22 protein-coding genes are annotated in these 20768 nt (G+C 66.2%); 16 read left to right on the forward strand and 6 right to left on the reverse strand.

Annotated features, from left to right (window positions below; translation table 11 throughout):
• The first annotated feature begins 9 nt into the window (after nucleotides 1–9).
• On the forward strand, nucleotides 10–780 hold the full coding sequence (locus tag JVX90_RS06685) for an HAD-IIB family hydrolase (protein WP_205331616.1): 771 nt from the start codon (nucleotides 10–12) through the stop codon (nucleotides 778–780).
• Nucleotides 781–946: 166 nt separating this feature from the next.
• Here JVX90_RS06685 and JVX90_RS06690 read toward each other — a convergent pair whose 3' ends face one another.
• The gene (locus JVX90_RS06690; protein WP_205331617.1) at nucleotides 947–1774 is read right to left on the reverse strand and encodes a tyrosine-protein phosphatase; all 828 of its coding nucleotides are present in this window, start codon (nucleotides 1772–1774) and stop codon (nucleotides 947–949) included.
• A gap of 78 nt (nucleotides 1775–1852) precedes the next feature.
• On the opposite strand from JVX90_RS06690, the gene JVX90_RS06695 reads away from it, so the two are divergent.
• From JVX90_RS06695 to JVX90_RS06730, 8 genes are all read left to right on the forward strand, one after another.
• The gene (locus JVX90_RS06695) at nucleotides 1853–3088 is read left to right on the forward strand and encodes an alpha/beta fold hydrolase (RefSeq protein ID WP_205331618.1); all 1236 of its coding nucleotides are present in this window, start codon (nucleotides 1853–1855) and stop codon (nucleotides 3086–3088) included.
• Between the two features lie 85 nt (nucleotides 3089–3173).
• The gene (gene thyX / locus JVX90_RS06700) at nucleotides 3174–3926 is read left to right on the forward strand and encodes an FAD-dependent thymidylate synthase (RefSeq protein WP_205331619.1); all 753 of its coding nucleotides are present in this window, start codon (nucleotides 3174–3176) and stop codon (nucleotides 3924–3926) included.
• Nucleotides 3927–3964: 38 nt separating this feature from the next.
• Nucleotides 3965–4867 (forward strand): 4-hydroxy-tetrahydrodipicolinate synthase, encoded by a 903-nt coding sequence (gene dapA, locus JVX90_RS06705; protein WP_205331620.1) that lies wholly within the window; start codon nucleotides 3965–3967, stop codon nucleotides 4865–4867.
• A 1-nt stretch (nucleotide 4868) separates the two neighbouring features.
• A complete protein-coding gene (locus JVX90_RS06710) occupies nucleotides 4869–6683 on the forward strand; it encodes a ribonuclease J (protein ID WP_240194077.1) in 1815 nt (604 codons plus the stop codon).
• Between the two features lie 2 nt (nucleotides 6684–6685).
• A complete protein-coding gene (locus JVX90_RS06715) occupies nucleotides 6686–7318 on the forward strand; it encodes a TIGR03085 family metal-binding protein (RefSeq protein ID WP_008379293.1) in 633 nt (210 codons plus the stop codon).
• A 97-nt stretch (nucleotides 7319–7415) separates the two neighbouring features.
• On the forward strand, nucleotides 7416–10271 hold the full coding sequence (locus JVX90_RS06720; protein ID WP_205331621.1) for a DNA translocase FtsK: 2856 nt from the start codon (nucleotides 7416–7418) through the stop codon (nucleotides 10269–10271).
• 175 nt (nucleotides 10272–10446) lie between these two features.
• Entirely contained in the window at nucleotides 10447–11430 is a 984-nt protein-coding gene (locus JVX90_RS06725; protein WP_205331622.1) for a TerC family protein, read from the forward strand.
• Nucleotides 11431–11514: 84 nt separating this feature from the next.
• A complete protein-coding gene (locus JVX90_RS06730; RefSeq protein WP_205331623.1) occupies nucleotides 11515–12222 on the forward strand; it encodes a hypothetical protein in 708 nt (235 codons plus the stop codon).
• 4 nt (nucleotides 12223–12226) lie between these two features.
• Here JVX90_RS06730 and JVX90_RS06735 read toward each other — a convergent pair whose 3' ends face one another.
• Both JVX90_RS06735 and JVX90_RS06740 read right to left on the reverse strand, forming a co-directional pair.
• Complete coding sequence (locus JVX90_RS06735) at nucleotides 12227–12505, reverse strand: YciI family protein (protein ID WP_205331624.1); 279 nt, start codon at nucleotides 12503–12505, stop codon at nucleotides 12227–12229.
• A gap of 17 nt (nucleotides 12506–12522) precedes the next feature.
• On the reverse strand, nucleotides 12523–13056 hold the full coding sequence (locus JVX90_RS06740; protein ID WP_205331625.1) for an amino-acid N-acetyltransferase: 534 nt from the start codon (nucleotides 13054–13056) through the stop codon (nucleotides 12523–12525).
• A 75-nt stretch (nucleotides 13057–13131) separates the two neighbouring features.
• Here JVX90_RS06740 and pgsA point away from each other — a divergent pair, with 75 nt between their 5' ends.
• The 7 genes from pgsA (at nucleotide 13132) to JVX90_RS06775 (ending at nucleotide 18206) form a co-directional block, all read left to right on the forward strand.
• Nucleotides 13132–13737, forward strand: coding sequence for a CDP-diacylglycerol--glycerol-3-phosphate 3-phosphatidyltransferase (gene pgsA / locus JVX90_RS06745; protein ID WP_240194078.1), 606 nt, complete (start codon nucleotides 13132–13134; stop codon nucleotides 13735–13737).
• 121 nt (nucleotides 13738–13858) lie between these two features.
• On the forward strand, nucleotides 13859–14167 hold the full coding sequence (locus tag JVX90_RS06750; RefSeq protein WP_205331626.1) for a helix-turn-helix transcriptional regulator: 309 nt from the start codon (nucleotides 13859–13861) through the stop codon (nucleotides 14165–14167).
• Nucleotides 14168–14221: 54 nt separating this feature from the next.
• Entirely contained in the window at nucleotides 14222–15028 is an 807-nt protein-coding gene (locus JVX90_RS06755) for a PspA/IM30 family protein (protein WP_205331627.1), read from the forward strand.
• 14 nt (nucleotides 15029–15042) lie between these two features.
• A complete protein-coding gene (locus JVX90_RS06760) occupies nucleotides 15043–16212 on the forward strand; it encodes a nucleotide disphospho-sugar-binding domain-containing protein (RefSeq protein ID WP_240194079.1) in 1170 nt (389 codons plus the stop codon).
• Nucleotides 16203–16397, forward strand: a complete 195-nt coding sequence (locus tag JVX90_RS06765; protein WP_205331628.1) for a DUF3046 domain-containing protein — start codon at nucleotides 16203–16205, stop codon at nucleotides 16395–16397. Before JVX90_RS06760 ends, JVX90_RS06765 begins: the two co-directional genes overlap by 10 nt.
• 240 nt (nucleotides 16398–16637) lie before the next feature.
• Nucleotides 16638–17684 (forward strand): recombinase RecA, encoded by a 1047-nt coding sequence (gene recA / locus JVX90_RS06770; protein ID WP_008379280.1) that lies wholly within the window; start codon nucleotides 16638–16640, stop codon nucleotides 17682–17684.
• A gap of 12 nt (nucleotides 17685–17696) precedes the next feature.
• Entirely contained in the window at nucleotides 17697–18206 is a 510-nt protein-coding gene (locus tag JVX90_RS06775; protein WP_205331629.1) for a regulatory protein RecX, read from the forward strand.
• 4 nt (nucleotides 18207–18210) lie between these two features.
• Here the strand turns inward: JVX90_RS06775 and JVX90_RS06780 are convergent, their stop codons facing one another.
• Genes JVX90_RS06780 through JVX90_RS06790 form a run of 3 tightly spaced genes read right to left on the reverse strand, consistent with a single transcriptional unit; the run spans nucleotide 18211 to nucleotide 20767 of the window.
• Nucleotides 18211–19089 carry an amino acid ABC transporter permease gene (locus JVX90_RS06780; RefSeq protein WP_205331630.1) on the reverse strand — a complete coding sequence of 293 codons (879 nt, stop codon included), beginning with the start codon at nucleotides 19087–19089 and terminating at the stop codon, nucleotides 18211–18213.
• Nucleotides 19086–19769, reverse strand: a complete 684-nt coding sequence (locus JVX90_RS06785) for an amino acid ABC transporter permease (protein WP_205331631.1) — start codon at nucleotides 19767–19769, stop codon at nucleotides 19086–19088. Before JVX90_RS06785 ends, JVX90_RS06780 begins: the two co-directional genes overlap by 4 nt.
• Nucleotides 19769–20767, reverse strand: coding sequence for a glutamate ABC transporter substrate-binding protein (locus JVX90_RS06790; RefSeq protein WP_205331632.1), 999 nt, complete (start codon nucleotides 20765–20767; stop codon nucleotides 19769–19771). The genes JVX90_RS06785 and JVX90_RS06790 overlap by 1 nt, the downstream gene beginning before the upstream one ends.
• Nucleotide 20768: the final 1 nt, after the last annotated feature.

Consider the following 20768-nt stretch of genomic DNA (forward strand, 5'->3'; position numbering starts at 1 on the left):
GTCCCAGCCATGGTTGATGGAGTCACTCGCGACGGAAAGTCGTACAAGCTCGTCATGTTCGATCTCGACGACACCCTCGCGCCGTCGAAGACGGCGATGAGCGATGAGATGGTCGAACTGTTCCGCGAACTGCTGGCGACGAGCCTCGGATGCATCATCTCCGGCGGACAGTACGGGCAGTTCCAGTCACAGGTCCTCGACCGACTCGGCGACTTCCCCGACAAGGCGAACCTCCACCTGATGCCCACCAACGGCACCCGCTACGTCCGCTGGTCCGGCGACGAGTGGGAGACCGTTTACGCCGAAGACCTCTCCGCGGAGCAGAAGTCACTCGCGATGGCCGTCGTCGAAGAGGGCGCTCGCGAACTCGGCCTCTGGGAGTCCAAGACGTGGGGCCCGATCCTCGAAGACCGCGGCAGTCAGGTCACCTTCTCCGCGCTCGGCCAGTCGGCGCCCGTCGACGCGAAGGCGGCGTGGGATCCGGACGGCCGTAAGAAGGAGGCGCTGCGCTCGTACGCCGCGGCCCGCCTGCCCGAGCTCGAGGTCCGCAGCGGGGGTTCGACGTCCGTCGACATCACTGCGAAGGGCATCGACAAGGCGTTCGGCGCGCGTCGTCTCATGGAGATCCTGGACCTCGACATCGACGACATCCTGTTCTTCGGTGACCGCCTCGACGACGGCGGCAACGACCGCCCCGTCGCCGACCTCGGCATCGACTCCGTCCACGTCCACGGCTGGGAAGACACCTACACCAAGCTCGGGGCCGTCGTCCGCGACTGAGTTTGGTGTGGGGTGCGGGCCTTTCGACTCGCAGGCTCGCCCAAGGAGCAGTGGGAGCAAGCTCGCTTAAGGAGCAGTGGGAACCAAGCTCGCTCAAGGAGCAGTGGAGGAAGAGCGCTTCCCACTGCTCCTTGAGCGAGCGGAGCGAGTCGAAAGGACCGCCCGGTCAGCGCAGGAGGCTCGCGCGGAGAGAGTTGATGTCGGCGTCGGTCAGGCGCAGACCCTTGCGGATGTAGCCGTCCATCGAGCCGTACTTGCGGTTCGCCGCCGCGAACGACGTGTTCAGCAGACCGATATTGACTCCGTTGAGAACGTCGTTCGGCGATGCGTGACGGAATCGGTTCGAGGCGAGGAAGTCGGCCTTGATGGTTCCGCGGTCGACGCCGAGGATCGTCAGCAGCGTCGCGGACACCCAACCGGTCCGGTCCTTGCCCGCCGAGCAGTGGTACAGCGTCGTCTGGCCGTGGGCGGCGGTCGACTTGATGGTGAGGAGCGCACGGCGGATCTCCGTGCGGGCCTGCTTGTCGGTGACAAAAGCGGAATAGGCCTGCTTCAGGTCGACGAGCGCGATCGGCGGCAATCCGCCGAGGACGTCGGCGTTCACCGTGCGGGCGCCGGGGACGGGTCGGTTGGCCTGGAAGCGCTTCTCCAGGCCGGTGCGCAGGTCGACGATGGTCGTGACGTGACGCTTGGTGAGCTTGCGGGTGTCGGCGGCGGTGATCTTCGAGAGATTGTCGCTGCGCAGGACGAGGTTGTTGACGTGCTTGCCGCCGAGTCCTCGATAGCCGTCGAGAGTACGAGTGTTCTGAGTACCGACGAGGCCGATCTCGCGGCCGGGTGTGAAGACCGCCGACGACAGCGCCGGGCTCGCGCCCGGAGCGGCAGACGCGGGTGAGGCGAGCGTGGTCGAGGCCACAGGTGCTGCGAGAAGCGTGGTGGATAGGGCGATCGCCGCAGTACGGCGACGGAGGGAGAAAGTGTTCACGACGATCATGATGCACCCGATCGTCCACCTGCGCAGGGCAACTGCACCGGCAGACAATATGAGTGAACGTATGTACACTCAATTCTCATGACCGCAGTTCACGACACGCTCACCGACGTCCGCACCGACGAAGTCCGTGCGCTCACCGACCTCGCTTTCACCGAGATCGGGGTCGCGGTCGGAGGGGTGCATCGCACTCACCGCGGCATCTCCGACCGCGTGTTCCGTTGTGTCGGCCTCGTCGCGGGCCGAGCGTCCGATCCGGTCAAGACGGTGCACGACGCGATCACCGACGGGGTCTACTCGGCGATACGAGCAAGCACCGACACCGCGGCAACTGTCGGCGGTGCGTTCGCCGACCTGCCGCTCGCCGTCCCTCCATCGCACACCAAGACCGGAGCGACGGTCATCGCCGCGGTCGCCGGGCTCATCGGCGACGACCTCGCGGACCGCCGGTCCGTTCTCGCCGACGGCGGGGTGACGCTCCGAGTGGACGGTGCGCCGGTGGAGTTCGGAACCGACGCCGTCGCGGCTGCGTATCCGGACGCGACGGGCAAGATCATCGTCTTCGTGCACGGACTGATGGAGACCGAGCACGCGTTCGAGATCGGGGAGGGGCCGCACTACGGGCCGCTGTTCGCCGAGCTCGGACACACTCCGGTGCACGTCCGATACAACTCCGGACGCCACATCTCGGTGAACGGTCGCGGACTCGCGCAGCGGCTGGACCAACTCGTCCAGGATTGGCCGGTCGACGTCGAACAGATCATTCTGGTCGGACATTCGATGGGCGGACTGGTGCTGCGTAGCGCCGTTCATCACGCCGATCAGGTCGGACAGGGCTGGGTCCGCCACGTCACCGCCACCGCGAGCCTCGGAACGCCTCACCTGGGCGCTCCGCTGGAGAGCCTCGCCCACTACGGCAGCGCCGCACTGCTGGCCTTCCGCGAGACGGCGTCGTTCGGCACCCTCCTGCGACGGCGGAGCGCCGGCATCCGGGACCTGCGCGGTGGCAGTCTCGTCGACGCCGACTGGGAGCATCGCGATCCCGACGAACTCGGCGCGGCGATCGCCCAAGAGCTCCCGCTGCTGCCCGGCGTCGACCACTACTTCGCGTCGGCGACGATCACTCGCTCGCCGCGCAACCCGATAGGGCGCCTGATCGGCGACGGCCTCGTGCTGCGGACCAGTGCGAGCGGCGAGAACCGCGCGCGCCGCATCGGATTCGACCCCGCGAACGGAGTCCACCTGGACCGAGCTCATCACTTCTCGCTGCTGGCGAACGAAGACGTCGCCATCGCACTGATCGACTGGGTCGGCTGACTCCGACAGTCGACCCTGCGAGACAATGAGCTCAACAGGGTCCGACACTCGCCGGGCCGCAGACCGGCTTGTCAGGAGTCCAACGGTGTCCGAACTCGTGCCGCTCAAGGTGCAACTGGTGGCCTCGACGCAGTTCACGCCGCCCGCCGACATCGACTGGAGCACCGACACCGACGGTGGCGAAGCGCTCATCGAATTCGCCGGTCGCGCGTGTTATGAGAGCTGGGACAAGCCGAACCCGCGCACGGCGACCAACGCCGGCTATCTGCGGCACGTCCTCGAAGTGGGACACACCTCCTTGTTCGAGCACTCGAACGTCACCTTCTACATCACTGGAATCTCCCGGTCGTGCACACACGAACTGATTCGTCACCGGCACTTCTCGTACTCGCAGCTCTCTCAGCGTTTTGTGCCCGAACACGACTCCAACGTGGTCGCGCCGCCCGCGATCCGGGGCGACGAGCGTCTTGAAGAGTTGTTCGTCAGAGCCACCGATGCGTCGCGTGCCGCGTACACCGAGCTGCTGACCGAGCTCGAAGCCAAGTTCGACGACGTCCCGAACGCGATTCTGCGACGCAAACAGGCCCGCCAAGCGGCCCGCGCCGTGCTCCCGAACGCGACGGAGACTCGGATCGTCGTGACCGGCAACTATCGGGCGTGGCGTCATTTCATCGGCATGCGCGCCACCGAGCACGCAGACGTCGAGATCCGCCAACTCGCTGTCGAATGTCTGCGGCAGCTCGCAGACATTGCGCCGACCGCGTTCGGAGACTTCGAAATCGGTGAACTCGCGGACGGAACCCACGTTGCGACATCACCGTTCGTTTTCGAGGGCTAACGGTCGATCACACCTGCCCAGGCGGTAGCCTGAGCGGCATGGAAACCGCAGACGCAGGGCGCGTGAAACACCCGTTTGGAACGGTCTCGGTGGCGATGGTGACCCCCTTCACGTCGAAGGGTGAGGTCGACCTCGACAAGGCGGCTGAGCTGGCCGACCAACTCGTCTCGCGAGGCTGTGACGGCCTCGTCGTCTCCGGCACCACAGGAGAGTCTCCGACGACCACCGTTCCCGAGAAGGCCGAACTCCTCAAGGTCGTCCTCGACACCGTAGGCGACCGCGCCCGCGTCATCCAGGGCGCAGGCAGCTACGACACCGCGGAGACGATCCGACGCTGTCGCGACGCTGCTGACGCGGGTGCGCACGGACTGCTCATCGTGACCCCCTACTACAGCAAGCCGCCGCAGGCCGGCGTGTATGCCCACTTCACCGCCGTCGCCGACGCCACGGACCTGCCGGTGATGCTCTACGACATCCCGCCGCGATCGGTTGTCCCGATTGAGACCGAGACGATTCTGCGCCTGGCCGAGCATCCCAACATCAAGGCCGTGAAGGACGCCAAGGGCGACCTGCACGCCGGCGCCACGATCATGGCGCAGACCGACCTGGAGTTCCTGTCCGGCGACGACGGCATCAACCTGCCGTGGCTGTCCGTCGGCGCCTCCGGATTCGTCAGCGTGATCGGCCACCTGGTCCCGGACCGGCTCGCCGCCCTGCGCGACGCCGCGGCCGCAGGCGACCTCGACCGCGCTCGCTCGCTCACCCGCTCGATGGCACCGCTGGTCGATGCGATGGGTCGGCTCGGGGGAGTGACGATGGTCAAGGCCGCACTCCGGATCACCGGCCTCGACGTCGGCGACCCGCGACTGCCTCAGGTCGCCGCAGACGGCCCGCAGATCGAGGCACTCATCAACGATCTGCGCACCGCGGAGGTGATCTGACATGGCAGGCTCACAGCGTCGTCGTCGCGCCGGGCGTCCGGCAGGACCTCCGAGCGAGAACCAGAAGCCCCCGAAGAAGGCGGGCCCCGCCGTTCCCGAGGCGACGGGCATCGGCGTCACCGGTGACATCATCGATCGCCTGACCGCGCCGAAGCCGCTGGTCAAGGGTGGCCTCCGCGTCGTCGCGCTCGGCGGTATCGGTGAGATCGGCCGCAACATGACGGTCTTCGAGTACGACGGCAAGCTCCTCATCGTCGACTGCGGTGTACTCTTCCCCGAAGACCAGCAGCCGGGCGTCGACCTGATCTTGCCCGACTTCAGTTACCTCGAGGGACGCACCGACGACATCGAGGCCGTCGTCCTGACACACGGCCACGAGGATCACATCGGCGCCGTTCCGTTCCTGTTGAAGCTCCGGGCCGACATCCCCGTCGTGGGTTCGCGATTCACCCTGGCGCTTGTCGCCGCCAAGTGCCGAGAGCACCGCCTGCGGCCGAAGCTCATCCAAGTCGCCGAGGGCGACCGTCAGGACTTCGGCGCGTTCGACTGCGAATTCTTCGCGGTCAACCACTCCATTCCCGACGCGGTGGCCGTCGCGATCCGCACTCCAGCGGGTCTCGTCCTGCACACCGGCGACATCAAGCTGGACCAGCTGCCCCTCGACGGCCGCCTCACGGACCTCGCGGGCTTCTCACGACTCGGTGACGAGGGCGTCGACCTCTTCCTCGTCGACTCCACGAACGCTGAGGTCCCCGGCTTCGTGACGCCAGAGCGCGACATCGGCGGCGTTCTCGACAACGTGATCGGCAAGGCTAAGCAGCGGGTCATCGTCGCGTCGTTCGCGAGCCACGTCCACCGCATCCAGCAGATCGTCGACGTCGCGTACCGCCACGGCCGCCGCGTGACATTCGTCGGTCGCTCGATGGTCCGCAACATGCAGATCGCGCAGGATCTCGGGTACCTCTCGGTGCCCGAAGGTGTTGTCGTCGACATGGACACGGCCGCCACGCTGCCCGACCACCGCCTCGTCCTCATCTCGACCGGCTCGCAGGGCGAGCCCCTGTCTGCGCTGTCCCGGATGGCACGCGGCGAGCATCGCCAGATCAACGTGCGCGCCGACGACCTCGTCGTCCTCGCGTCGTCGTTGATCCCCGGCAACGAGAACTCGGTGTTCGCCGTGGTCAACGGTCTCGCCAAGCGGGGCGCGACGGTCATCACGCAGGCCAGCGCCAAGGTTCACGTGTCGGGTCACGCGTCCGCGGGCGAACTGCTGTACCTGTACAACGCGGTCCGGCCGTCCAACGCCATGCCGGTTCACGGCGAATGGCGCCACCTGCGCGCCAACGCGGCGCTCGCCGAGGCGACCGGAGTGCCCTCCGACCGCATCGTGCTGGCCGAGGACGGCGTGGTTGTCGACCTCGTCGACGGACGCGCGCAGATCACCGGCCGGGTACCGGTGGGTCACGTCTACGTCGACGGGCTGTCCGTCGGCGACGTCGGCGACTCCACACTGTCCGATCGCCTCGTTCTCGGCGAGGGTGGATTCATCTCGATCTCCGTCGCCGTCGACACCACGACCGGCGTTGCGGTCAGCGCACCCAAAGTGGACGGCCGCGGCTTCTCCGACGACCCGACCGCGCTCACCGAGGCCGTTGTGCTGGTGGAGAAGACGCTCACCGAACTCGCCAACGAAGGCGTCACCGACACTCATCGCATCGCACAGGCCGTGCGCCGGGTGGTCGGCCGCTGGGTGGCGGGCAAGTACCGCCGCCGACCGATGATCGTGCCGACCGTGATCGCCGTCGGAGACGACTAGCGGTGTCCCTCGCCCGAGACGAACGTGCGGCTCTCGTCGCGACGCTCCGGAACGTCGGCCCCGACGCTCCGACGATGTGTGAGGGTTGGACGGCCCGTGACCTGGCCGTCCACCTCGCCATCCGGGAGCGACGCCTCGACGCCGCGGCCGCGATGATTCTGCCTCCGCTGTCCGGGCACGCTCGGTCGGTGGAAGCGTCGTATGCCGCCAAGCCGTGGCCGGTGCTGATGCGGACCGTGCTCGACGGTCCGCCGTGGTACTCGCCGTTCCGGCCTCTCGACTCGGTGCTCAATCTCGCCGAGATGTTTGTCCATCACGAGGATCTGCTGCGTGGGGGAGCGGACCCGACCGGCCCGTTCCTGCCGCGGAAACTGTCGTCGGCGATGAACCGGGCGCTGGAGACTCCACTGTCCCTGGTGGGACGCCTCACACTCGCGAAGGCTCCCGCTCGAGTCACCCTCGGGTCGCCTGACGGGCGTGAACTGTTGACCGTCGGTCGTGGGGAATCGGTCGCCGTGACCGGCTCGGTAGGTGAACTGCTGCTCTTCGCATTCGGACGCGCACCAGTCGACGTGACCGTGACCGGCCCCCAAGCGGCGGTCGACGCGGTCCGCAAAAGCGAACGCTCCGTCTGACGCCGACCGCGGCCCAACGTCACGAAAAGAACACGACCCGTGCCGTTCCGGTGTTGCGGGTGTGACTGTTGTGACGGAGGGGCACTAGTCTGGACCCATGGCTTCTCAAGCAACCACGCGTCGACGTGCGGCTGCCGGCACCTCCGCGCCTCGGGCGGCTGCGAGCCGGAAGCCCGCAAGCAATCGGCAGCCCCAGAAGGATCGTGCACAGAAGGATCGTGCACAGAAGGATCGTGCACAGAAGGGTCGCGGCGGAAAACCGCAGGCGGGTGCGCGCAAGGCGCCCGCCGGTCGGGCGGCGCCGCGCGCCGCCACCAAGTCTCAGGACCTGCACCGTCCATCGGTCGTCGTGACCGTCGGGCACGGTGCCGCATCCGCGTGGACCATGCTCGCCAAGGGAGTCGGCAACGTCGCCCGAATCGGTGCACAGCGTGATGACGAGCCGTCCGCGCGCCGGGACGGGCTGGCCTTGGCCATTCTCCTACTCGGTGGGATCGCCGCCGTGGGTGTCTGGTTCCATGCACTCGGGCCCGTCGGTGCATTCATCGACACCCTGATCAGGGCCTGCGTGGGATCGCTGGCTTACGCGGTGCCGGTGGCGCACCTCGCGTTGGCCGCCTGCTTGATGCGCTTCGCGCCGAACCCTGACCGTCGTGTCCGCAACGTCGGCGGTACTGTGCTGCTCTCGATCGCATTGCTGGGGATGACACACCTGATCCAGGGTGCGCCCCGCGACTACGACGGCCGAGCCGATGCGGCCGGATTCGCCGGCTACGCAGTGGGCGGTCCGCTCACCGATGCGGTCACCGTGTGGCTGTCGGTTCCGGTGTACCTGTTGTGCGCTGCGTTCGGCATCCTCGCACTCAGCGGTCGGACCCTGCGCGACGTGATCCACGGCGCGTCGGAGTACCTCGGCCTCGGCCGCGACTACCGGTACGGCGAGGACGACTACTACTCGGACGACGACTACGACTACGACTACGACGAGTACGACGACGACATCGCAGAGGATGATGTCGACGCGACACCGGACCCAGCTCCGTTCGACACCGGCGACTCGTCCGACGATGCCGACGACGGTTACGGCGATCCGTACGACAACTACCCGCCCGACGAGCGTCGCCGGCCGCAGGAGCGTCGCGCACGCAGCGACAGGCCGACGAGGGAGCGGCCCGCGCGGTCGAGCAGTCGTGCCGAGCACGACCGCGCTTCCCGGACGTCGCCCTCGGTGTCGGGGCGACGCACCGCGGGAGAGGACCGCGATGCGCACATGCCGGATCTGGTGACAGAGCCGATCCTGCCCGATACGCAGATCACTGAGCCGATCGGTCCGCTGGCCGACCTGGATCCGGCGCCTGCGTCGGCCGTCGAACCTGCGCCGCGTCGACGCCCCGCGCGCCGTGAGCCCGCGCCGACTCCGTCGCCCGCGCCTCGCGCTCCCGCGGTGCCGCGTGCGAACGACAGCGGCTACGAACTGCCACCCGCCGACCTGCTGATCGCAGGCGACCCGCCGAAAACGGGGAGCTCGGCCAACGAGGACATGATCGACCGGATCAACTCCGTCCTCGAACAGTTCAAGGTCGACGCAGCCGTCACCGGCTACACCAGGGGCCCGACAGTCACGCGCTACGAGGTTGAACTCGGACCGGCGGTCAAGGTCGAGAAGATCACCCAGTTGCAGCGAAACATCGCATATGCGGTCGCGACCGACAACGTGCGCCTGCTGGCGCCGATCCCCGGCAAGTCCGCCGTCGGCATCGAGGTGCCCAATTCCGACCGCGAGATGGTGCGCCTGGCCGACGTCCTCGACGCGCCCAGCACCAGGCGTGACGATCACCCGTTGATCATCGGCCTCGGTAAGGACATCGAAGGCGACTTCGTCAGCGCGAACCTCGCGAAGATGCCGCACCTGTTGGTCGCCGGTTCCACGGGCTCGGGTAAGTCGAGCTTCGTCAACTCGATGCTCGTGTCCTTGCTGACCCGGGCTACGCCCGAAGACGTTCGGATGATCCTGATCGATCCGAAGATGGTCGAGCTGACGCCGTACGAGGGTGTTCCGCACCTCATCACGCCGATCATCACCGAGCCGAAGAAGGCCGCCGCGGCCCTCGCATGGCTCGTCGAAGAGATGGAACAGCGCTACATGGACATGAAGATGTCCCGTGTGCGCCACATCAACGACTTCAACGAGAAGGTGCGTTCGGGTGAGATCAGCACACCGCTGGGCTCCGAGCGCGTGTACAAGCCGTACCCCTACATAGTGGCGATCGTCGACGAGCTGGCCGATCTGATGATGACCGCGCCGCGTGACGTGGAGGACGCCATCGTCCGCATCACGCAGAAGGCGCGTGCGGCGGGAATACACCTGGTGTTGGCCACTCAGCGTCCGTCGGTCGACGTCGTGACCGGCCTGATCAAGACCAACGTGCCGTCACGACTCGCGTTCGCAACGAGCTCGCTCACGGACTCTCGAGTGATCCTCGATCAGCCGGGTGCCGAGAAGCTGATCGGCATGGGCGACGGTCTGTTCCTGCCGATGGGAGCCAACAAGCCCATCCGCATGCAGGGTGCGTTCATCACCGACGAGGAGATCTCTGCGGTCGTCGAGTTCACCAAGGAGCAGTCGGAGCCCGAGTACACCGAGGGCGTGACCTCTGCCAAGGCGTCGGACAAGAAGGAGATCGACTCCGACATCGGCAACGATCTCGACGACCTCCTGCAGGCGATCGAACTGGTCGTGTCCAGCCAGTTCGGGTCGACGTCGATGCTGCAACGCAAACTGCGTGTGGGCTTCGCGAAGGCGGGACGGCTCATGGACTTGATGGAGACGCGCGGCGTCGTCGGGCCCAGCGAGGGATCCAAGGCGCGCGACGTTCTGGTGAAGCCGGAGGACCTCGCCGGGGTGATCGCATCGATCACCGGTGGCGGGTCCGACGACGGTTCGCTAGACTGACGGTGATCAGGAGGGGAGTATCCCCTTACCTATGGCGTCTCCGTCAATACGGACTTGCCGCGGGCATCCGCCGATCGGATGTCGGGCTCGCTCCCGGAGCGCCGCCGTCACTCGGGTGACGGTGGGAGAGACCTCCAGCATCGCTCAATCGAGCTGAACGCTGGAGGTTTTTTTCATGCACGTTTCTCTGACCACCTGGATCATCACCGGGTTGGTGATCCTGGGGCTGTTCGTCTTCGACTTCTTCGCCCACGTCCGCACTCCGCACGAACCGACACTCCGCGAGTCGGGATTCTGGTCGGCGGTCTACATCGCCATCGCCATCGCCTTCGGCGGATTCGTGTGGTGGCAGTGGGGCGGCGTGTACGGCGGGGAGTACTTCGCCGGTTACGTCACGGAGAAGGCGCTGTCCGTCGACAACCTGTTCGTGTTCGTCGTCATCATGGCCAAGTTTGCGGTACCGAAGATCTACCAGCAGAAGGTCCTTCTGCTCGGCATCGTGATGGCGCTCGTGATGCGCGGCGCATTCATCGCCGTCGGCGCGGCCGCGATCAACACCTACAGCTGGGTGTTCTACCTGTTCGGCCTGTTCCTGCTGCTCACCGCCGTCAAGCTGCTCACCGAGAGCGATGCGCCCGTCGAGCACGAGAAGGAGCGCGAAGGCCGCCTCGAACGAGTGGTCAAGAAGTTCTTCCGGACCTCTGACACCTACGACGGCGATCGTCTGATCACCAAGGTGGACGGCAAGCGAATGATCACTCCGCTGCTGCTGGTCCTGGTTGTCATCGGATTCACGGACGTGCTCTTCGCCCTCGACTCGATCCCGGCGATCTACGGGCTCACCCAGGAGCCGTACCTGGTGTTCACCGCCAACGCATTCGCCCTGATGGGACTGCGCCAGCTGTACTTCCTGCTCGGCGGACTGCTCGACAAGCTGATCTACCTGTCGTACGGACTCTCGCTGATCCTCGCGTTCATCGGCGTGAAGCTGGTCCTGCACGCACTGCACGAGAACACCCTCGGCTTCATCAACGGCGGCCAGTCGGTGCACGTCCCGGAGATCTCGACTCCGCTCTCGCTGGCGGTGATCGGCGGAACCCTGCTGGTGACCACCGTCGCGAGCCTGGTGGTGTCCAAGCGGCGCGACGCTTCGGTCTGATCAGACGAATCTGCTCCGACCCCGCGACGGGTGGATTGGTGAGGGCGTAGCTTCCTGGTGGACGACCCCACCAGGAGGCTCCTCATGAAGTTCACACGTCTGCGCTCCATCGCGGTCGCCGTGCTCACACTCGCGGCGACCGCGACCGCGACAGCGTCACCCGCCTCGGTCGGTGCGGAGCCTGCTGCCGGTTCGGGTATCCGGGTGTCCGCCACAGCCGACGACTGGCGATGCACGGTCACGCTCACGATGGAGAACTACACCAACGCCCACAACTGGTACACGCTCGACTACTGGTTCGCGCAAGAGGATCAGCCGTGGGCGCCCGCGGACGCCGAACTGGTCACCGGGTACAACCGGAATCCCGGCTATCCGAATCCCTTGCCTGCGCCCTGGCGGTTGATCGCGGGTGCGAAGGAAGCAGTGGGGCGGTACTCGCCGCCGAACGACGAGGCCGCCGCGGCGAACCTGGGATCACTGCGCAGCGCAGTGCCCACCGACTTCCCGGCGGAGCAGCGCTACGGGTACGGCGGCGTGTACACGAACTTCAACGGCTCGGCTCTGACAACGCCGTACACCACCGAGGTCACGTTCGACCTGCGGACCGTGACGCCTGCTCCACCCGCGAGCAGCGACGGGACGTACACCATTCGTTATCGCGTGTACCTCGGTCCGCAGACACAGGCGCTTGCGTTCTGGAAGCCCCGTTCGATCACGGTCCGAGGCTGCACGACTCCGACAGGCAGCTCCATGGGCAGCTCCGACGGTTCGTGGGGATCGTCGCTGGGCTGATGAGTCAGAACGGCCCGAAGACCTGCTTCCATTCGGTGACGCGGACGGCGGAGACGGCGTCGACGATCGCGAACGGGTCGCGGTCGAGCAGTGCACGCGCGGCCTGCTCGTCGTCCGCGGTCACCATGAGTGCTGCGCCGGTGCCGTCGACGAACGGGCCGACGAATTGGAGTTCACCGGTCTCGTGGAGGGCTCCGAGGAACTCGCGGTGCGCGGGGCGATGTTCGTCCCGGACGTCTGCCTTGTCGGCGGCGTAGGTGTACTCGACGTGGAACAGTGGCACTTCGGGGCTCCTGAGGGCTAGAGGTGGGCGAGCATGCGGGTGTTGCCGAGCGTGTTCGGCTTCACGAAGCTGAGGTCGAGGAACTCCGCGACGCCGGTGTCGTACGAGCGGGTCATCTCCTCGTAGACCTCCTTCGTGACCGGGGTTCCGTCGATCTCGACGAAGCCGTGTCTGCCGAAGAACGTCGTCTCGAAGGTCAGGACGAACACCCGCTGGAGACCGAGGTTGCGCGCCTCGTCCATCAGTCTCGCGACCACGCGGTGACCTACGCCGCGACCCGCACACTCTCGTGCGACCGCGACCGTGCGCACCTCGCCGAGATCGGACCACAGAACGTGCAGGGCGCCGCAGCCGACGACCGTGTCGTCGATCTGCGCCACCCAGAACTCCTGGACCGCCTCGTACAGGGTGACGAGATTCTTCTCCAGCAGGATCTTGCCCGCGTAGACGTCGATCAGCTGCTTGATGCGCGGTACGTCTGAGGTCCGGGCTCGGCGCACGACGATCTCCGACGACCCGTCGGGACGTGGCGGCGACTGCTGGTGCGACATGGAAGACAAGAATAGTCGCAGGTATGCGTCTGCCCGGCAGCGGTCGTCGGACGGCGTGCCGATAGGCTTACGTCCGTGACTGAACCAGTGCGCCGTGTCGACGGTGATCATGTGTCGGCCGTGCCGCCGGTGATCAACGTCGCGAACGCGTTGACGATGTTCCGCATCGTCCTGGTGCCGGTGTTCGTGGTGGCGTTGTTCATCGATTCGGGGGAGTCGACGACGTGGCGCATCGCCGCGTTCGTCATCTTCGCGGTCGCCGCGATCACCGACCAGGTCGACGGCCGGATCGCCCGCGGGTGGAATCTGGTGACGGACTTCGGCAAGATGGCCGACCCGATCGCCGACAAAGCGCTGATCGGAGCAGCGCTCCTTGGACTATCGATACTCGGTGTCCTTCCGTGGTGGGTGACGATCGTGATCCTCGCCCGCGAGATCGGCGTGACAGTGCTGCGGTTCTGGGTCATCAGGCACGGCGTCATCGCGGCGAGCCGCGGCGGCAAGCTGAAGACACTGCTGCAGGCGGTGGCGATCGGCTTGTTCACGCTCCCCGACGTCGGACCGCTGCACACCATCGGTTGGATCGTGATGATCGCCGCGGTGGTGGCCACAGTCGTCACCGGCCTGGACTACGTGTGGCAGGCGATCCGCCTGCGCAAGTCGGGATCGGCGTCGGCGTGAGGTCGGTCCGATGGCTGATGAGGAACACGACGTCGGCGACGAGCGTTGGTAAATTCGGATAGTGTCGTCGACACGGCTTGTGAGAATGATTTCGCGACCTGAGAGTGCGGGAGGAGAACACGTGACAGTGCTGCTGCGTGAGGCGATCGGCGATCAGCTGCGCCGTGTGCGGACCGGCCAGGGCCGGACACTGCGGGACGTGTCGACTGATGCGCGCGTGAGCCTCGGCTACTTGTCTGAGGTGGAGCGCGGGCAGAAGGAGGCGTCGAGCGAACTGCTCGCATCGATCTGTGTCGCACTCGAGGTCGAGATCAGCGACGTGCTGCGCGATGTGGCCGGTGCGATGGCGCCGGTCGCGACCCTCCAGACCGACGCACTCGTCGAGGTCATCGCACCACAGGGTGACGCTGCTGCGCTCGCCGCGGCCTGAAACACTCATTCGTCCGAGCAACTTCTCAGCATCGATTCTCTTAAGGAACTAGGCATGGCGAACCCCTTCGTGAAGTTCTGGAACTACATGATGGCTCTGGGCAACTCCAAGATCGACGAGCACGCCGACCCGAAGGTCCAGATCCAGCAGGCCATCGAGGACGCCCAGCGTCAGCACCAGGCGCTGTCGCAGCAGGCGGCCGCCGTGATCGGCAATCAGCGTCAGTTGGAGATGCGACTGAACCGCCAGCTCGAGGAGATCGAGAAGCTTCAGGGCAACGCCCGCCAAGCGCTCACTCTCGCCGATCAGGCCGCCACCGCGGGCGACGCCGCGAAGGCTGCGGAGTACACGAATGCCGCAGAGGCGTTCGCCGCGCAGCTGGTGACCGCTGAGCAGAACGTCGAAGATCTCAAGGTGCTGCACGACCAGTCGCTGACAGCGGCTGCGCAGGCCAAGCAGGCAGTCGAGCGCAACGCGATGGCCCTGCAGCAGAAGCTCGCCGAGCGGTCCAAGCTGCTCAGTCAGCTCGAGCAGGCCAAGATGCAGGAGCAGGTCAGCGCTTCGCTCAACAGCATGAGTGAGCTCGCGGCTCCGGGGAACACACCGAGCCTCGACCAGGTGCGCGACAAGATCGAACGTCGCTACGCGAACGCGCTCGGATCCGCGGAATTGGCCAAGGGATCGATCGGAGGCCGCATGGCGGAAGTCGAGGCCGCCGGCGTGCAGCTCGCCGGCCACGCCCGTCTCGAGCAGATCCGCGCCAGCATGAATGGGGGATCGCTCACCGCGGGCACTCAACCCGCCGCGGGCCAGGTTGCTCCAGCACCTTCCACACCCGCGGTGGACACGGAGAAGCACTGACTCGGATCGCGGTGGTGGCGGGCTCCGACGCCGGCCACGCCTTTCCAGCGCTCGGACTCGCGTCGAAGCTTGTCGCCGCAGGCGATGAGGTGATCGTCTACACCGGTGGCCGCTGGTCGACCGAGGAGTCGCGTTCCGGGGCGAGCGTCCGGGAACTGCCCGGTCTCGCCGCACTGCCGGGGGAAGACGACGACGATGCGGGCGCCAAGCTCAGTGCACGAGCAGCTCGCATGGCGTTGGCTCTTGCTCCCGAACTGGCAGAGGCAGACGTGGACCTCGTGGTCAGCGACGTGATCACCCGCGCCGGGGGATGGGCCGCCGAACTGCTCGGTGTTCCGTGGATCGAGCTGTCACCGCACCCGCTGTACGAGCAGTCGCGTGGACTCCCGCCGATCGGAGCCGGCATGGCGGCTGGCCACACCACGGCTACACGACTGCGCGACACGGTGCTGCGGTCGATGAGCGCGCGCGCGGTCGCGTCCGGGGAGCGCGCCACAGCGGTCGCTCGACGCGGGATCATGCTGCCGCCGAAGCCGCAGCCCGCCGCTCGCCTCGTCGCGACCCTGCCGGGCCTGGAGGTGCACCGACCTGACTGGCCCGAGCGGACTCACCTGATCGGACCGCTTCTGCACGAGCCGACCGACGCAGTGTTCGATCGTCCGGGCGTCGATGGGCCGCTCGTCGTCATCGCTCCGTCGACGGCACGCTCCGGTGAGGCCGACCTCGGTGGCGCGGCTCTGGAGGGGCTCGCCGATGTGTCGTCCGTGCGTCCGGTGCGTGTGGTGTACTCCGCCCTCACTCCGCCCCCGGCGGGCGTCCGGGCCCCGTCGGCACTCGTGGCCGGAACCGCTCGTCAGGACGACGTCCTGGTCGATGCGGCGGTCGCCGTCTGCGGGGCCGGACACGGGATGCTCGCCAAGGCCCTGCTCGCAGGCGTGCCCGTCGTGACCGTGCCCGGTGGCGGTGATCAGTGGGAACTGGCGAATCGAGTGTCGCGCGCCGGAGCGGGCGTCATCGTCCGCCCGGCGACTCCGGCTGCGATCGCCGCCGCCGTGGAGAAGGTACTCGACGATCCGTCGTACACCGTCAACGCTCGGCGGATCGGGGCAGGAGCGGCCGCGACCGTCGATCCTGTCCCGATCGTTCGTCGAATCCTCACGAGAGCGCCCCTGACATGCGTCTGACAGAGTTCAACGAGATGGTCGGCATCGAATTCGGACGCCTGCGGTCGGATGCGATGCTCGTCGACCACGTGCTCATCGAACTGGGTGGCAGGACAGGCGCTCAGGCTATCGCCGACGGTGTGGATCCGCGCGAAGTGTGGCGTGCACTCTGCCGCGATTTTGAGGTCCCGCCGGAACGTTGGTGAGGTTCCGTCACACGATGTTCGGGCGTGTCGCTTGCAGTCGAACATCTGTTCGCTAGACTGCAGTGGAACCGAATCGCCGTTCCGTGCGTCCAACCTTGTATGAAGACGATCAGCAAGGTCTCGGACACCAGCACCACAACGCAGACTCGGAACGGCACGACGAAATTGTCGGAGGTCGGCTCTACGGTGGTCTCAGAACCGCCGGATGAGCCGGAGAAAGACCAGAACGAGGAGACCAGCATGGCACCCGTCACCGATCGACAGAAGGCGCTCGACCTCGCACTCGCGCAGATCGATAAGAACTTCGGCAAGGGCTCGGTCATGCGACTGGGCGAAGACACTCGCCCGCCGATGGAGGTGATCCCGACCGGTTCGGTCGCGCTCGACATCGCGCTCGGCATCGGAGGCCTGCCTCGCGGCCGCGTCGTTGAGGTCTACGGCCCGGAATCGTCGGGTAAGACCACCGTCGCGCTGCACGCGGTCGCGAACGCACAGGCTGCGGGCGGCATCGCGGCGTTCATCGACGCCGAGCACGCGCTCGATCCCGACTACGCCGCCAAGCTGGGCGTCGACGTCGACGCCCTCCTCGTGTCGCAGCCCGACACCGGAGAGCAGGCGCTGGAGATCGCCGACATGCTGATCCGCTCGGGTGCCCTCGACATCCTGGTCATCGACTCCGTCGCGGCTCTGGTGCCGAAGGCCGAGATCGAAGGAGAGATGGGCGACAGTCACGTCGGCCTGCAGGCTCGCCTCATGAGCCAGGCCCTCCGCAAGATGACCTCCGGTTTGAACAACTCGAACACCACCGCGATCTTCATCAACCAGCTTCGCGAGAAGATCGGTGTCATGTTCGGCTCGCCGGAGACCACAACCGGCGGCAAGGCGCTCAAGTTCTACGCTTCGGTCCGCCTCGACGTGCGTCGTATCGAGACCTTGAAGGACGGCACCGACGCTGTCGGCAACCGCACTCGTGTCAAGGTCGTCAAGAACAAGGTCGCACCGCCGTTCAAGCAGGCCGAGTTCGACATCCTGTACGGCCACGGCATCAGCCGCGAAGGCTCGCTGATCGACCTGGGTGTCGCTGAAGGCTTCATTCGAAAGTCCGGCTCGTGGTTCACCTACGAGGGCGACCAGCTCGGTCAGGGCAAGGAGAAGGCCCGTACCTTCTTGATCGAGAATCCCGACATCGCCAATGAGATCGAGACCAAGATCAAGGACAAGCTCGGTATCGGTCGTCGTGACGCCGTGGACGCCGACGCGGTGGCGCCCGAACCCGTCGACTTCTGATCGGAGTCCACGGTGGAGCGTAAATCCACCGGCTCGGGCCCGTCCGCCTGGGACGCCGCACTGCGGCTCCTCGGCGCACGGGCCCGCAGTCGTCAGGAGATGCATGATCGGCTCGTCGCGCGGGAGTTCCCGCCGGACGAGATCGAACGAACCATGACACGACTCGACGAGTGGAATCTGCTCGACGACGCGGAGTTCGCGCACCAATGGGTGCGGTCGCGCAGTGCCACGTCGCAGCGGGGCAGGCTCGCCCTCAAACGTGAACTTCGGACCAAGGGGATCGACGACGACGTCGCCGCAGAGGCTCTCGAGACGATCGACGCCGACGCCGAACGAGAGATCGCGTACACCCTCGCAGAGAAGAAACTCACATTCGACGCCGCTGACCTCGCGGACCCCGCCGTGCGGGCGAAGGCCTACCGTCGACTGACCGGGGCGCTCGGACGACGCGGGTACCCGCCGGACGTGATCACCTCCGTGGTGAAGGACGTGATCGCCGCCCGGCGGGAGGCCGCTGACTGATCGATCAGCCGCCCGCGTCGGCCTTCGGAGCGTCGGCGTCGAGCGCGGGCAGCTTGCCCGACTTCCGCTTGCCCTCGCGAAGACGCCGCTCCATGCGGCGCGCGAGGGTGGTGAGCGCGAAGTTCAACACGATCATGATCACCGCTACCACGATCAGCGACGGCAGATAGTTGCCGAAGTACGATGCGGCCTTCTGCCCTGATCGGACCACCTCGATGTATCCGATCGCGTAGCCCAGGGCACTGTCCTTCAAGGCGATGACCATCTGCGACACCAGGGCGGGCAGCATCGCCGTCACTGCCTGGGGGAGCAGGATGAGTCGCATCATCTGCGATTTGCGCATGCCGATCGACTGCGCGGCCTCGGCCTGCCCCTTCGGAAGTGATTCGATGCCCGCCCGGAGGATTTCGGCGATCACCGAACCGTTGTAGAAGGTCAGACCGAAGACGACGGCCGCGAACGCCAACTGCGACGACGGGACCACCGCGTATGCGGCGAAGAAGTAGTAGGCGAAGTAGATCAGGATCAGCACGGGGATCGCGCGGAACACCTCGACGAGCACGCCGGACAGCTTTCGCACCCAGGCATGATCGGACAGGCGTCCCACGCCGAGGACCGCGCCGAGGACCAATGCGAAGACGACGGAGAGCACCGCAGCCTTCAAAGTGCCGAGGATGCCGGGGAGGATCCATGTCGTCCACGTGCCGGCCTGCGTGAACGGCTCCCACTTCTCCGAGGTGAGCTGGCCGTTGTCGTTCAACGCCATGACGATGTACACGATCACGGCCACCAGTACCGCCAGGAAGACGACGGTGCTGATCATGTTGCGGGTTCGGGCGCGTGGGCCCGGTGCGTCGTAGAGGACGGTCGCCTGCTGACTCATCGCTTCACCGCCCATCGCTTGGCGGCCCAGCCGAAGACGGCGCCCTCCGACAGCGTGATGATCATGAAGCCGACCGCGATGATGGCGAAGATCGCCATGATCTGATCTCCATTGGTCTCCAATTCGGTCTTCATCAGCAGCGATGCCTCAGCAACGCCGATGACCGATGCGATCGTCGTGTTCTTGGTGAGGGCGATCAGCACCGATCCCATCGGGGCGATGACCGTCCGCATTGCCTGCGGAAGAACAACGAGGCCGAGCACCTGCGGGAACGACATGCCAAGTGACCGTGCGGCTTCGGCCTGCCCGAGCGGAACGGTGTTGATGCCGGAACGGAGAGTCTCGCAAACGAACGTCGCCGTGTAGAGGACAAACGCGAGGATCGCGAGTCGGAAGTTGTTGTTGACGATGAAATCGCTGTCCTCGGGCGCCATCGCCAGACCGAGGTTCTGGTAGAGGCCGACGGAGCAGAACAGAACGATCAGGGTCAGCGGGGTGTTGCGGACGATGTTCACGTACGTGCTCGCGAACCCGCGCATGATCGGAACGGGCGACACAGCCATCGCTGCGAGGAGCGTTCCCCAGATGAGAGCTCCGACTGCGGAGATCAGCGTCAGCTTGATCGTCACCCAGAATGCGGGCCACAGTGCCGGGCCCATGGTGTCCCAGAGTGTGGACATCAGGCGGCTCCTTCACAGGGTGTGGACTTGCTTGTCAGGAATTCGAGGTCGCCGACTGTGGGCAGCAGATCGTAGTCGACCTTCGGGTCGTCGGCGCGAGCGGCGAACGCGTCCACGTCCTTGTCTCCGAGGTTCTCGCGCAGCGCGATCTCCCACGGGGACTGGCCGCCGGGCGGGGCGACGAGCATCGCCGTGAGTGCCTTGTTCACAGCGTCCACGGCCTCCGGATACTCCTGCGCCATGCCGATGCCGTAACGCTCCTTCGAGAAAGGCGCTCCGGCCTTCTTCAGGGCGTCCTTCACACACGCGTCTTTCGGATATGTCATGGAGACGAGCTTGAACTCGCCGGGGTACCGATTGGAGTATCCGGCGAGGATCGTCTCGTCCGTGGTCAGCGCGTCGACCTTGCCGCGGCGCAGTGCCTCGACGCACGACGAGTACGAGTCGTACTCCTGCAGCTGCACGCCGCTGAGCTGTGCCTTCACGTTCTGCGCGGGTGTCGACCCGGACACCGAGCAGAGCTTCTTACCGTTGTTGAGATCCGTCAGCGAGGTCAGAGTGTCGTCGTCCTGCCGAACGAGAAGTCCCTGGTAGGTGATGAGGTAAGGGCCTGCGAACGCCACCTTCTTGGAGCGTGCCGCGTTGATCGAGTAGGTGGCGGCGATCATGTCGACCTCGCCGTTGTTGATCAGCGTCTCGCGCTGCGCGGACGGCGTCTCACGCCACGAGATCTCCGGGTGGGCGACGCCGAGTTGGTCGGCGATGTGGTTGACGACGAACTCAGACACCTCGGGATCGAATCCGACGACTGACGCGTCGGGCTTCTGCATGCCCATGCCCGGCTGGTCGAACTTGGTTCCGAGGATCACTTTGCCGTTGCGGATCGAGTCGAGGAGATTGCGGGGCTCGGAACTGCCGCATGCGGCCAACACGGTCGCCAGTACGGCGATCACCGCCGCGACGACGGCGAGCCGTCGTAGGGGAGAGGGTCTGGTCATG

Source organism: Gordonia sp. PDNC005 (assembly GCF_016919385.1).
Taxonomy (GTDB): Bacteria; Actinomycetota; Actinomycetes; order Mycobacteriales; family Mycobacteriaceae; genus Gordonia.